The 13,831-nt window shown below is 53.6% G+C and carries 14 protein-coding genes and 1 tRNA gene; 13 read left to right on the top strand and 2 right to left on the bottom strand.

Going from position 1 to position 13,831, the window contains the following annotated elements:
• The 7 genes from GPK89_RS08820 to GPK89_RS08850 all read left to right on the top strand — a co-directional run.
• Positions 1-387 (top strand): recombinase family protein (locus GPK89_RS08820; RefSeq protein WP_215692501.1); only part of this gene is annotated, 387 nt, incomplete at its 5' end.
• A gap of 9 nt (positions 388-396) precedes the next feature.
• A complete protein-coding gene (locus GPK89_RS08825; RefSeq protein WP_113999089.1) occupies positions 397-819 on the top strand; it encodes a recombinase family protein in 423 nt (140 codons plus the stop codon).
• 247 nt (positions 820-1,066) lie between these two features.
• Positions 1,067-1,444: a recombinase family protein gene (locus GPK89_RS08830; RefSeq protein WP_113999088.1), complete on the top strand. Its 378-nt coding sequence runs from the start codon at positions 1,067-1,069 to the stop codon at positions 1,442-1,444.
• A gap of 10 nt (positions 1,445-1,454) precedes the next feature.
• A complete protein-coding gene (locus GPK89_RS08835) occupies positions 1,455-2,984 on the top strand; it encodes a recombinase family protein (protein ID WP_113999087.1) in 1,530 nt (509 codons plus the stop codon).
• Positions 2,981-3,802, top strand: a complete 822-nt coding sequence (locus GPK89_RS08840; RefSeq protein ID WP_113999086.1) for a recombinase family protein — start codon at positions 2,981-2,983, stop codon at positions 3,800-3,802. The genes GPK89_RS08835 and GPK89_RS08840 overlap by 4 nt, the downstream gene beginning before the upstream one ends.
• Before the next feature lie 14 nt (positions 3,803-3,816).
• Positions 3,817-5,406, top strand: coding sequence for a recombinase family protein (locus GPK89_RS08845; protein ID WP_113999085.1), 1,590 nt, complete (start codon positions 3,817-3,819; stop codon positions 5,404-5,406).
• 53 nt (positions 5,407-5,459) lie between these two features.
• On the top strand, positions 5,460-5,957 hold the full coding sequence (locus GPK89_RS08850) for a helix-turn-helix domain-containing protein (protein WP_113999084.1): 498 nt from the start codon (positions 5,460-5,462) through the stop codon (positions 5,955-5,957).
• A gap of 79 nt (positions 5,958-6,036) precedes the next feature.
• Here GPK89_RS08850 and GPK89_RS08855 read toward each other — a convergent pair whose 3' ends face one another.
• Positions 6,037-6,258 carry a hypothetical protein gene (locus GPK89_RS08855; RefSeq protein WP_215692502.1) on the bottom strand — a complete coding sequence of 74 codons (222 nt, stop codon included), beginning with the start codon at positions 6,256-6,258 and terminating at the stop codon, positions 6,037-6,039.
• A gap of 251 nt (positions 6,259-6,509) precedes the next feature.
• Here GPK89_RS08855 and sstT point away from each other — a divergent pair, with 251 nt between their 5' ends.
• Positions 6,510-7,772, top strand: coding sequence for a serine/threonine transporter SstT (gene sstT, locus GPK89_RS08860; protein WP_215692503.1), 1,263 nt, complete (start codon positions 6,510-6,512; stop codon positions 7,770-7,772).
• A 340-nt stretch (positions 7,773-8,112) separates the two neighbouring features.
• Here sstT and GPK89_RS08865 read toward each other — a convergent pair.
• Positions 8,113-8,199 (bottom strand) — tRNA-Leu (locus GPK89_RS08865).
• Between the two features lie 215 nt (positions 8,200-8,414).
• Between GPK89_RS08865 and GPK89_RS08870 the strand changes: the two genes are divergently transcribed.
• The 5 genes from GPK89_RS08870 to GPK89_RS08890 all read left to right on the top strand — a co-directional run bounded on the left by GPK89_RS08870 (position 8,415) and on the right by GPK89_RS08890 (position 13,674).
• Positions 8,415-9,179, top strand: coding sequence for a DUF975 family protein (locus GPK89_RS08870; protein ID WP_215692504.1), 765 nt, complete (start codon positions 8,415-8,417; stop codon positions 9,177-9,179).
• A 159-nt stretch (positions 9,180-9,338) separates the two neighbouring features.
• Positions 9,339-10,361, top strand: coding sequence for an ABC transporter ATP-binding protein (locus tag GPK89_RS08875; RefSeq protein WP_430750603.1), 1,023 nt, complete (start codon positions 9,339-9,341; stop codon positions 10,359-10,361).
• Positions 10,345-11,208 (top strand): ABC transporter permease, encoded by an 864-nt coding sequence (locus GPK89_RS08880; protein ID WP_215692506.1) that lies wholly within the window; start codon positions 10,345-10,347, stop codon positions 11,206-11,208. Before GPK89_RS08875 ends, GPK89_RS08880 begins: the two co-directional genes overlap by 17 nt.
• A 15-nt stretch (positions 11,209-11,223) precedes the next feature.
• Positions 11,224-12,648 carry a Gldg family protein gene (locus GPK89_RS08885; protein ID WP_215692507.1) on the top strand — a complete coding sequence of 475 codons (1,425 nt, stop codon included), beginning with the start codon at positions 11,224-11,226 and terminating at the stop codon, positions 12,646-12,648.
• A 9-nt stretch (positions 12,649-12,657) separates the two neighbouring features.
• Positions 12,658-13,674 carry a DUF4340 domain-containing protein gene (locus GPK89_RS08890; protein ID WP_215692508.1) on the top strand — a complete coding sequence of 339 codons (1,017 nt, stop codon included), beginning with the start codon at positions 12,658-12,660 and terminating at the stop codon, positions 13,672-13,674.
• Positions 13,675-13,831 lie beyond the last annotated feature (157 nt).

A 13,831-nucleotide genomic window follows, 5' to 3' on the forward strand; every position in this document is an offset into this window, starting at 1 on the left:
TGCATTGCCTTTGACCGGCTGTATGACCTTATCGACGAAGCAGCAGGGCATGGATTCCTTGTACGCGGCACATCTTTTGACCATTGCAGCGGCAACACCTTGAAAGACCGCATTGGTCTGCGTTCTATGTTGGACGCAGTAGAGAACGGTCGGATTGAAGCCGTGATGGTGCGCGATTTGGAGCAAATCAGCCGCAACAGCTACATACTGGTAGGAGTTATTGAAATTCTGCGTCAGAATGATGTCTATCTCATCACCACCGAATGTGACCTAAACGCCGAACTCATCAACAGCGGTCTGGAACGCTTTGTCGGCGACCGCTTCACGCGGGCCTCCTTTGGCAAGCCCCGCTTTGATGTCCGTCTCCCACTTATGGATCAATTCTGAGGTGCGCCCATGAAAGAATACAAAATTTGGGCGTTCGCCCGCAGTGCCGCACCGAACCTGCCCGCATTGGAAGAACAGCTTGCCGATGTCATGCGCGAAGCCGACAGGCGCGGCTACATCATCGTCAACTCCTGCATGGAGCAGAAGTACGGCACCGAGTTCTGGCGACCTGATTTGTTTGCCATGCTCACCGCTGTGCAACAGGGGCGTGTCAATGCCGTCATGGTGCAGAGCCTTGACCGTTTGAGCCACGACATTACAATCTTGTACCGCATCCTACGCTTTCTGCAAAATTACAGTGCCGTACTGATTACGACCGAAACCAATCTACAATATGAACTCTATCTGACAGGGTTGGAGAGTCGCATCCTGGCTCGTACCGCGCGAACCGGAAAAAGAGTGCCGTGGGAGGTGGCTGTCGATGCAAATTGACCCGTTTCCCGTAAGACTGGAACAGGAGCTGAAATATGCACTGGCCTATGCCGCGCTGGTATCCGCTGCCGCAAACGGAAGATTGCCTAGGGACATCTGCCAGCGCACGAATGTTGGTTATGCCCGGAAATGCGGCGTTTTGCGCCGAGAAGTTTAGTGGTTCTCGTGAATAGCTTTTGACCTGCCTTTCGAGTATGTTGTATGTGATAAAAAGAATGTCACAGCGTCAAATGCAAAGGAGAAAGTCATGCCACAAATAGCAGATAGAAAATCCATGGCGCGTTACATCTGTGTGGATAAAGGTGCAACCCACCCTGCATTGCAACGTGAAGAATTACCTAAACATATGGCGATTTATGCTGACTATGGCGTTACGGGTACGGATCTGCGCCAACGCCCGGAACTCAACCGATTGCTGACTGACTGCCGTGCAGGACGTGTCAACTGCATTGTGGCGCAGTCAACGACACATCTTGCCCGCCGTACAGCAGACCTGCTGACAATCCTGCAAGAATTGCAGAGCCTTGGTATAACAACTGATTTTGAAAAAGAGCGCTTCTCCACCAATTCTCCTACAGGGAAAAAGATACTGGACACACTTCGCGCAATGAGTGCAAGCATTTAGGAGAACTCTCATGCCACAAGTCCAAGTTATCCAGCCAATCCAGCAACAACCGAAGCGTCTGCGCGTGGCGGCCTATGCCCGCGTCAGCAGCGATTCCGAGGATCAGCTAAACTCGCTGGCCGTGCAGGTGGATTACTACACCCACTTGATACAGGAAAACCCCAACTGGGAGTTCGCTGGAATTTACACTGATGAGGGTATCACCGGCACCAGCACGAAGCGTCGTGAGCAGTTCAACCGCCTGATGGACGACTGCCGTGCCGGACTGATTGACCGTGTGCTGGTTAAGTCGGCATCCCGCTTTGCCCGCAACACGGCGGATGCACTGTCATCGGTTCGTGAACTGAAAAGCCTTGGTGTGACGGTAGCCTTTGAAAAAGAGGGCTTCGATACCGAGACCTCCAACGGTGAAATGCTACTGAGTATAATCTGCGCCGTAGCACAGGAAGAATCGCTGTCCATCTCACAGAATATGAAGTGGGGAATACACAAACGGATGCGTACGGGTAACTATATCACCAACGCTACACCGTTTGGGTACACGCAAATCAATCACCAGCTCGTGCCAGAAAAAAATAACGCAATGATTGTCAACGATATTTTCAAAAGTTACCTGTCTGGAATGAGCATAAATGAAATTGCTGAGCATTTAAATACAATATATCCAAAAGAAAATAGCAAATGGAATCCCCGAACGATTCATGCAATCCTGCGTAATGAGAAATATATTGGAGACAGCTTGTACCAAAAAACCTACACAACGGATTCACTCCCATTGAAAAGGTATCTTAATACCGGTCAGCGCTCAAAATACTATGCGATGGAAACGCATGAAGGTATAATTTCTAAGACCGATTACGAAAAGGTACAGAACCTACTTGCAAAGAAAAGCATTACAGGGGAGATTGATAGAACTTGTGTATTTTCAAAGAAAATCTACTGCTCAATATGCGGCGCTATATGCTCTAGAAAAGGGCCGCCCACGCAAGGATTTGTATGGTGCTGCCGAACGCATTTGCAATCGAAAGCTCTTTGCCTACTCAAATCAATCCGTGAGGATGAACTCCAACAGGCGTTTTTGTCAATCTATAATCGACTGCAATGTAATCAGAAAACGATTCTGGAACCACTTGTGGATGACCTGCTTGGGTTACGGCATTTGCAAGAACAAAAATATAAAAAACGCCTTGCACTTGGAGAAGATATTCAGCATCTTGCAAAACAGAAACACAATCTTACCAGAATCCATACACTAGGTTATATTGAGGAACCACAATTTATAGAGCGAAGTGCAGCCATTGAGCAGCAAATCAGGGAAAGGAAACAACAGCTTTCACGAAATGATATGTCTAACACATCGGAAAAAATTCTACAAAAAACAAGACTCATCCAGAAGAAACTTTCCAGTACACCGCCGCTGGAATTATTTGACGAGTCTGTCTTTAAAGAGCTTGTGAAAAAAGTGCTGATCAGCAATACGGCAATCCAATTCGAACTCATCAATGGCATGAAGTTATCAGAAAGCCGTGCAGCCACATGAAGAACAGGTACATTCCTTTCGGCTATCAGATTCAAAATGGAGATTCAGTCATCAACACGGAACAAGCCGCAACTGTACAACACATATTCTATGCGTATACCGAAGGACAGAGTTTTAAGGAAATTGCAGAATACTTGACCACAAGTGGCACAGCCTATCACTTTTCAGATAATAGCTGGAACAAAAATATCGTTGCCCGCATACTTGCAAATGAGATTTACTGTGGAGCCAAAGGATACCCAGCCATTATTTCAAAAGAAGTTTACAGCCAAGCTGCCAGCATCCGAAGCAATAAAACCGTAACATATTCAGCAGTGCTAAAACCATTTCGAAGCGATATGCAGTGTGCCTGCTGCGGTGAGCGCCTATACTGGCGACCTAGAACCCAACAATGGACTTGCCGACAGTGCGGAATGTGGTCAAAGCCGATGCAACCTGAAAACATGGCACAACAAATCGTGGATAGGTTATACCAAATCCAACAGCACCCGGAAATAATCCACAATCCAAAGGAACAATGCAACACCCGGTCAATAGAAGTTGCTCAGCTGGATCATGAGATTCACACAGCCCTTGCATTACCAGAGCTGGATGCAGATGCAATCATCGACAAAATTCTGCGCCGAGCAGAACTGCAATTTAATTACTGCGCAGCAGGGGATGACGATCCGACAACAATGCAAATCAAGCGCGCCTGCAAAGAATTCAAACCCACAGATACATTTCCAGAATCATTCTACAGCTCCATCGTCAGCAAAATCATCTTACACCTCGATACACATATCGACATCAAACTGCGAAACGGACAGACATTATAATAAGGAAGAGCACCATGAGCAACGCAAGAATCATCGAAATTCCAGCCACTAGACAGATACGCAGTGGGAAAAACAACACCATGCGAAAAATGCGAGTGGCGGCCTACTGCCGCGTCAGCACCGAGGAAGAAGAACAACAGGGAAGTTTTGAAACGCAGAAACTGTACTACACTGAGAAAATCAACTCAACCTCAGAATGGGAACTGGCCGGGATTTATGCCGACGACGGTATCTCCGGCATCCATACAAAAAAGCGTGACGGATTTAACCAGATGATTCAAGACTGCAAAAAGAAGAAAATCGACCTAATCCTTACAAAATCCATTTCGCGCTTCGCCCGCAACACGCTGGACAGCATCCAATATGTCCGAATGCTGAAAGCAATCGGCATTGCGGTGATTTTTGAAAAAGAAAACATCAACACGTCAACAATGAACTCCGAAATGATTCTGACGGTGCTGAGCGCCTTTGCACAGGCGGAAAGTGAGTCGATTTCGCAGAACGTAGCACGCGGTAAACGAATGGGGTTTAGGCAGGGAAAATTCCCGTTTCCCTATGGACAGATACTTGGCTACCGAAAAGGCTTGGATGGTAAACCAGAGGTAATCCCCGAAGAAGCCGAAGTGATTCGCATGATATTCAACAGCTATCTGCAAGGAGCCAGTCTACTGACCATTAAAAAGAAACTGGAAGCGGGCGGGGTTCTGACTGCAAGAGGAAACAAAAAGTGGTCGTCCGAGAGCGTACAGCGGATTCTCCAAAATGAGAAATACTGTGGCGATGTGCTGCTGCAAAAGACCTTTATCGAGGATGTACTGACAGGCGTTTCCAAGAAAAACACGGGTCAGTTGCCACAATACTACATTGAAAACAACCATGAAGGTATCGTCACCAAGCAGATGTTCCGTGAGGTGCAGGCTGAAATCGCCCGCCGCAATAGTAAGTCGGCAGCTAACCAACGCAAACGACACCAAGGCCGCTATAACAGCAAATATGCCTTATCCGAACGACTGGTCTGCGGAGACTGTGGCAGCCCTTATAAGCGGGTTACTTGGAACATCCACGGCAGAAAACAAATCGTTTGGAGATGCGTCAATCGACTCGAATACGGAACAAAATTTTGCAGTCATTCACCGTCAATCCCGGAAGAAGAATTGCATCAGGCTATTTTGAAAGCTGTGCAGAATCTGGCCGCAAACTTTACCGATGAAGTTGCTGCACAACTTGACGGTATTCTCCGTCAAATGAAAGCAGGAGAAAACTTGAAAGCCCAGCTTCAAAAGCAGCTAGAAAAAGCACAGCAAGAATTTGATCGTCTGCTTGAAATGTCACTGGAACTTGACGAGAGTACACCGTTCCTTGATGATAAGCTGAGAAAACTCAGCGGTAAAATCAAAATACTGAAAGCAAATATCGCAGAAAGTACGGATGGTAAGGGGGAGGACGAAGAAGCAACCAAACAGCTGACGGCGCAAGACCTTTTAATAAAGGAATACGATGACATCCTTACCGCAAGAATCATCGAAAAGGTTATTGTCCACTCACGGCAAGAAATCGAAATCTACTTTATCGGCGGTTATACCCAAAAGATTGACCTTATATAGAGCCATTCACTCATACACAAACGCCCGCACTGGCAAGTCGAAAACGCTTGCTGATGCGGGTATTACTTTTTGGGAAAGTGAGCTATTACACGATGGATACAGGATCACGGATCAAACTGGTACGCGAGCATCGCGGCCTTACACAACAAAAATTGGGTGAGATGCTCGGATACGGAAAGAGCAGCGCGAACCGCATTGCACAATATGAAATGGGGTATCGCAGCCCAAAGGCAAACCGTTTAAAAGAAATTGCAAAAGCCATGAACATCCGCGAAGAAATTTTCCTTATGCCGGACGAGACACCAATCGACCTGCTTCGAATTTTGATATGGTACGATTGGGAACATGAAGGTGTTTTGCAACTGGCAACGAGTAGAACGGCGAACACACCACCCGGAAAGACAGTCAGTCCGATAATTTATTCTGAACAACTTCCACTAAATAGATTGCTGCTTGATTGGGCTGACCAAAAGCATTCTCTTTCCGTAAGGAAAATAACGCGCGCCGACTATCTGGAATGGATGCTGCAATGGCCGCCACGATTGCCCTAAAAGAGCAAACAAAAAATCGGATGAATTTTGAGACAGGGTATCTTTTTTGTCACGTCGAGACAAACGAAAAGCCCCGAACTTAGGTTCGGGGCTTTTCGTTTGGTCTTACGGTGAAGAGGATTTGAACAGGGCGACGGCGCCGCAGCGCCGGGGCGAACTGTCCGCAGGACAGTTCGCCAGCCTGCGGGAAAATCCCTTCATCCGCACCAAAATCCTCGAACGTTAGTTCGGGGATTTTTTGCTGCATATGAATTGTGGCGCCAAGCGGCGGGGTGAAGGCACCCCCGTCCTGTAATTTCACAGTAAACTGTCCGCAATACGAATACACCTATTTCGCTCATAAAAACAAATTTTAATATTTTTTTACATCGTCCCATCGCAAAAAACAACGTGTTTCTCTGGCTGGTACAACTGTCCGTATCTTGCAATCTGCACATTTTGCGGTATAATGTGGATTGTTACGCAAAAGCGGTTTGTGCGGGCGGCTTTTGCACGCCGGGCGCACCCTGCAAGCCGTGCCCGGCACAGTATAAAAAGGGAAGAGGAATTTGTATGAACCAACTCACGAAAGCGGCCAAAGCGGTGGCTACCCGGTATAATCAGACCAGCCTGATTCTGCGCATCGCCATCGGCTTGGTCGTCGGTGCGGCGCTGGCGCTGATTTGCCCCGGCGCGGCATGGATCGAGGAACTTGGCAACCTGTTTGTCGGCGCACTGAAAGGCATTGCCCCGGTGCTGGTTTTCGTCATTGTCGCCAGTGCGCTGGCGCAGGGCTCGTCCAAGCTGGACCGCCGCTTCGGCACGGTCGTTTGGCTGTATATGCTCACCACCTTTGTGGCGGCGGCGCTCAGCGTCGTGACCAGCAAGCTGTTCCCCCAGACGCTGGTGCTGGCCGAGGCTGCTACTGCGGACGTGATTCCCCAGGGCTTGGGTGACGTCATGCACACGTTGCTGGCGAACATCGTCTCCAATCCGGTGGCGTCCATCATGAACGGCAACTACATCGGCATCCTGATGTGGGCCTGCCTGTTTGGCCTGGCTATGAAGCGCCTGGGCAGCGACACCACCAAAAACTTTATGGCCAACACGGCGGACGCGGTTTCCACCATTGTGCGCTGGGTCATCAACATGGCTCCCTTCGGCATCATGGGCCTGGTGTTTACCAACGTGGCGGACAACGGCCTGTCCATCTTTACCCAGTACGGCCGCCTGCTGCTGTTGCTGGTGGGCACGATGCTGTTCATGGCGCTGGTCATCAACCCATTCATCATCTTCATCTACCTGCACCGCAACCCCTACCCGCTGGTGTTCCGCTGCCTGCGTGAAAGCGGCCTGACCGCCTTCTTCACCCGCAGCTCTGCCGCCAACATCCCGGTCAACATGGCCTTGTGTGAGAAGCTGGGTCTGGACAAGGACATTTACTCTGTCTCCATCCCCCTGGGCGCGACCATCAACATGGACGGTGCGGCCATCACCATTACCATCATGACGCTGGCTGCGGCCAACACGCTGGGCATGGATGTTAGTGTGCCTGCCGCCGTCCTGCTGTCCGTCATGTCCGCACTGGGCGCGTGCGGCGCTTCCGGCGTCGCGGGCGGCTCGCTGCTGCTCATCCCTATGGCATGCTCACTGTTCGGCATCTCCAATGATATCGCTATGCAGGTCGTCGGCGTCGGTTTCATCATCGGCGTCATTCAGGACTCCGTCGAGACTGCGCTGAACTCCGCCGGTGACGTGGAGTTCGCCGCCACCGCCGAGTACCACCAGTGGCTCAAGGAGAGCAAACCTCTCCCGGCATTTATGGGTGGAAAGTAAGAGATACATTAAATAAGTACAGCCCCGGTTTCGTCAGCAAAACCGGGGCTGCATTTATGTCAGAGGAAAAAAGGAAAGTCTCGCGGCGGCAGAGGATTACCGCCGCCTGCTGCCCCTACTTTGTTATTCAAAATTTGTGCCGCCCTTTGGGGAAAAATAAAATTCAATAATCAACAGTAGATTTTGTTCTATGTACGTGGAGCGGTAATCAGTATAATATCTGCGGGGTGCTTAGGGGAACACTCTGAGTGCCCCGCATCTTTTGTATCGCGGTGCGGTAAAAAGTGCGGTACGGAAAACGAAAAGCACCTAAAAACTTATGTTCTTAGGTGCTTTTCGTTGGTGCGGATGAAGGGATTTGAACCCACACTCTTTTAAGGGAACTAGAACCTGAATCTAGCGCGTCTGCCAGTTCCGCCACATCCGCATATTCTGTTGGCCGCCGTGTTCCGGCGACGTGTATTATTATAGCCAAACACCACGTAAATGTCAAGCATTTTCGGCAAAAAAATCAAAATTTTTTTATATTTTTGTGAACAACTGCAAAATTAACGTAAAATCGTCAAAACAAAACGTGCTGCCGCTTGCTTTTGCGCCATAACCTGTTATAATATTAGCAATGACTAGGGAGGTGCGACACTTATGTGGACACGTACACTTTTAAAAAATAACGCCAAGCAGGCACTCAAGGGGCGCTACTGGCGCAGTTTTTGGATCTGCCTGGCCCTCAGCATTGCAGGACTGGGCGGGGCAGGTGCCAGCAGCGGCAGTGCGGCGCGGCAGGCGGTGGATACCACGACGGGGGATACATCCTCGGTCTACGACATCCTCAGCGGCATCCCGGGCAGTATGCTCATGGCGTTGGCCGTCGGCGCACTTATCGGTGCGGTCATCGGTATCTGTTGGGCGCTGTTCGTGCTGTACCCGCTCAACGTGGGCCGCTGCCGCTATTTTATGGAGAGCCGCCAATCCCTGACCCCGGCCTCCACTGTCGTCAGCACCTTCCGCCGCCCCTACGGCAACCCTATCGTGGTGCAGCTGCTCACCAATTTAAAAGTCACGCTGGGCTACATCCTGCTCATCGTGCCGGGCGTCTACTGGTCGTACTGCTATGCGCTTGTGCCTTACCTGCTGGCTGAAAATCCCTACATGACCGCCACCCGCGCCATGGAGCTGAGCAAGGAAATGATGGAAGGTGAAAAGTGGAACTACTTCGTCCTGCAGCTGTCCTTCTTTGGCTGGCTGCTGCTCTGCGCGTTCACCCTCGGCATTGGCGGTTTCTTCCTGGAGCCGTATATGCAGGCCACCTACGCCGAGTTTTATGCCGCCATGCGCAGCAAGGCCCTTGCCACGGGTATGTCCACCACCGATGAACTGGGCGGCTTTGTGCGCCATGATACCTTTTAAATAGAACTATGCTATACCGCCGCAGGAACGGGCCGAAAAACCGTTTCTGCGGCGCTTTTTGTCGGAAGGGGGCACAAGGTTTCACACATCTTCAAACCATTATCGCAAAATTATCACATTTTAAAAGTATAATAGAGGCAACCAATGTGAAAAGGGAGTGTGCGCACTTTGATCGAAGTAGAGCATCTGACAAAGCGCTACGGCGGCCACACAGCGGTGGATGATATCAGTTTCACCGTCGAGGATGGCTGCATCTACGGCTTGCTCGGCCCCAACGGCGCGGGCAAGTCTACCACCATGAATATCATCACCGGCTACATTTCCGCCACCGACGGCACGGTGAAAATCGACGGCCACGACATTGCCGATGAACCTGCCGCCGCGAAAGCCTGCATCGGCTACCTGCCGGAGCTGCCGCCGCTGTACCAGGATATGACCGTGCAGGAATATCTGCTGTTTGTGGCCGAGCTGAAAGGCACCCACAAGAAAGCCGACCGCGCCGCCGCGGTGGAAAAGTCCGCCGCCCGCGCGGGCTTGCAGGGGATGGAGCACCGCCTCATCCGCAACCTGTCCAAGGGCTACCGCCAGCGCGTGGGCATTGCCGCCGCGCTGCTGGGCACGCCGAAAGTCATCATACTTGACGAGCCAACCGTCGGTCTGGATCCGGCGCAGATGATCGAGATCCGCTCCCTCATCCGCGACCTGGGCAAGACCCACACGGTCATTTTGTCCAGCCATATTTTGAGCGAGGTCCAGTCTGTCTGTGACCGGGTTCTCATCATTGCCCACGGCAAGCTGGTGGCCCAGGGTACGCCGGAGGAACTGGCCGCCCAGCTGACCGCGAAGGGAACCATCACCGCCACGGCTCAGGGCAGCCGCGATGCCGTTGTGGCCGCTGCATCCGCTGTGCCCGGCCTGACCGATGTAAAAGTCACCGACGAAAAGGGCGGCGAGGTCAGCTTTACCGCCGTCAGCACTGCGGGAACAGACCTGCGCGGTGCACTCAGCCTGGCGCTGGCCCAGGCGGGTTGCCCGGTGCTGAGTCTGAGCGCCGAAACCATGAGCCTGGAGGATGTGTTCCTGCAGCTGACCGAAGCCCCGGACGCGGCAGGGGAGACGCCCCCCGCACCCGAGACGCAAACCGAGGAAAAGGAGGCAAACGGCGATGACAGCGATCTTTAAGCGTGAGGTCAAAAGTTACTTTACCGGCATGATCGGCTGGGTCATAGCGGCGGTCAGTCTGTTCTTTTTGGGACTGTACTACACGAACCGCAACCTGCTCTACGCCTCGTCGGATTTCGCGTCAGTACTCTACACCATGACGATGATCTTGCTCTTCCTGCTGCCGGCCATCAGCATGCGCAGCTTTGCTGAGGAACGCAAGAATAAGACCGACCAGCTGCTTCTGACCAGCCCGGTCAGTATCCCGGCCATCGTGGCGGGCAAATTTCTGGCCGAGGTCGCCGTGTTTGCCATCCCACTGACGGCGGCGGTGCTCATGCCGCTGATTTTAAAAGCCTTCGGTACGGTATCACTGGTGGCGGCGTACAGCGCCCTGCTGGGCTATGTCCTGCTGGGCGCGGCCTGCCTGGCCGTGGGTACTTGGATTTCGGCTTTGACCGAGAACCAGATTCTCGCCTACCTTGCCACCTTCGGTGCGCTGCTCGTCGCTTATCTGATGAACGGTATCAAAACGATGTTCACCACCGGCAACCTGCTGGCGTTCCTCGTGTTCACCGTGGTGCTGCTGATTGCGGCCATCCTCGTGGGCGTCATCTGCAAGCGGCTGACGGCAGGCGCTGCGGTGTTCTGCGTCGGCGCGGTCGTGCTGTTCATCCTGTTCCAGCTGCGCCCAGCGTGGCTGCTGGCGGCCTTCAACGCCGTACTGTCGGCGCTGGCCCTGTTTGAACCCTTTGCGGACATCGTGGGCGGTATGTTCAGCATCCCGGCCATTGCCTACTATCTGTCCGTGATTGGGCTGTTCCTCTTTTTGACCGGGCAGGCGCTGGAACGCCGCCGCTGGAACTAAGGGAGGTGCCGCACAATGAAAAAACCAAATCTGAAACTCCCGCAGGGCGGCAGCAAACGCGCCCTGCACAGCGGCCTGTACGCAAGCGTGCTGGCCGCCGTGGCGCTGGTCGTGGTCATTCTGCTCAACCTGGTTATCCGCGCCCTGCCCACCAAATACACCCAGTACGATATTTCTACGACCTCGCTGTTTACCTTGAGTGAGACGACCGAGAACCTGCTGCATGAGCTGAACGCCGACGTGACGGCCTACTACCTGGCCGAGAGCGGGCAGGAGGACGACAACATCACCCGCCTGCTGGACCGCTATGCGGGCGAGAGCAGCCATTTCAGCTGGCAACAGCGCGACCCGGTGCTTTACCCGACCTTCGCCCAGCAGTACGATGGGGCCTCCACCGGCAGTGTCGTCCTCGTCAGCGGCGACAACAGCGATGTGCTGTCCTATAACGATATGTACGAGTTGGATCTGGAGAGTTACTACTCCACCGGCAGCGCCAATTACAGCTTCCAGGCGGAAAACGCCATTACCTCCGGCATTGCCAAGGTCACGCGGGAGACGTCCTACCAGCTGTACGAGCTGACCGGCCACGGCGAGGCGGCCCTGTCCGGCGACTTTACCGACACGCTGAACAACGCGGGCGTCACCACTGCCGAGCTGAACCTGACCACGGCGGGCAGTATCCCGGCGGATGCCGCTGCGGTGCTCATCAATGCGCCCGGGGCCGACCTGACCGACGCAGAAACAACGATTTTGACTGACTACGCTGCAAACGGCGGCAAGCTGTTTGTGGCCACCGACTTTACCACCGACACGGCCAACCTGGACACGTTGCTGGCCGCCTGCGGCATGGCCCGCCAGCCGGGTCTTTTGATCGAGACGGACACCGACCACTACCCCTATGGCTACCCTCAGACCTACCTGCTGCCCACGCTGGCCAGCAACGAAATTACGGCGGGTGTGTCCCAGAATATGATGGTCTACACCCCCATCGCCCAGGGCATCACCACCGATGCGGACAGCGAATTCAGCTTTACCGATCTGCTGACCACCGGCGACGCAGCCTACTCGATGGAGAACTACGCTACCGCCGAGACCGCCCGGAAAGCCGACACCGACCCTGAGGGCACCTTTGCTGTGGCCGTGGCGGCGGAGAACGTCACCACTGGCGCACGGGTCGTCTGGGTCAACTGCCCGAACCTGTTGCTGTCCAATATCAACCAGGCCGTCTCCGGCGGCAACGCGCAGTTTCTGGGCAGCGTCGTCAACTGGATGAATGGCGAACAGACGACCGCCGTCATCAGCGCTAAGAGCATGAGCGCGGCCTCGCTGAGCGTGCCGACCTCGGCCGCACTGCCGCTGGGCGTGCTGTTTACGCTGGTGCTGCCCATCATCTGCTTGATTGCGGGTGCGGTGGTTTGCGTCGTGCGCCGCCGCAGATAAGGAGCCGCCATGAAAAACACAAAAAAGATGCTGCCGCTGGTGGTGCTGGTCATTGTCATGGCGGTGCTGGTCGTGCTGCTGGCCGTATTGCAGCGCGGGGACGATACCACCGACGCGACGCTGCCGCTGTGCAGCTTTGCGGTGGAGGATATCGACCGTCTGGCCTACGCGGGCAACAACCAGGATGTGACGCTGGTCAAAAACAGCTCCGGCGACTGGATGCTGGAATCCGACCCAACATTGCCGCTGGACCAGACGAAAACCGCCAGCCTTGTAGAGAGTTACGCCAACCTGACCGCCCAGCGCAAGCTGGAGGGCAGTGACCTGACCGACCTGCCCGAAAAGAGCGCTACCCCCCAGATGACCATTGCCATCGGCGCGGGAGAGGAGAGCGTCAGCCTGACCGTTGACCAGCTGAACAGTGTGGCCGATGTCTATTACGTCTACGACGATACCGGCGCGGCCTACACGGTCAAACGCAGCGATTTGGCTACCTTGAGCAAATCTGCCCGTGACCTGTACAAGGCCCAGACACTGACCGACAAGACGCTGGATGATGTGGTGTCGATGCAGATGAATGACCTGGACTTCACCCAGACTGACGGCAGCTGGACGCTGACCAACGATGCGGGCTACGCACTGAACCAAAGCAGTGTCAAAAAGATGGCCAACACGATCTTACAGATGCAGACGGCATGGACCATCACGACGCCAGACGCAGACAGCGCCTACGGCCTGGATGACCCGGACGTGACCGCAACGCTGACCTTTACCGACGGCACAAGCCTGACGGTGCGGTTTGGCACGGAGGCCACCGACACCACCGACAGCCTGTGCTACCTTGCCAGCGACGCCGCGCCTACCGTGGTGTATGAGGTAAACGCCGACCACAAGGCGGCTTTTGCTGTGACGAAGGAGACGCTGCATGATGCCACCGCCACCGCCGAGACGGCAGCGACCACCGACGTGGTAGCCCAGTACCCGGTAGGCGGCGAGAACGACTACGCCGCCAGCCTGCCGGACTAACAGATACAAAAGAGAGGGAGATGCTGTCCCTCTCTTTTTTCTTGCCCCGGCAGAGGAAATATGCTACTATACATATAAGGTAGTGCCATTGCAGGGGCCGGGTATGCCCGGCCCGCACGTGTAAGGAAGATGCCCATTTATCCGTTGATTTGCAGGG

Origin of the sequence: Gemmiger formicilis (genome assembly GCF_018784445.1) — a bacterium.
GTDB lineage: Bacteria > Bacillota > Clostridia > Oscillospirales > Ruminococcaceae > Gemmiger.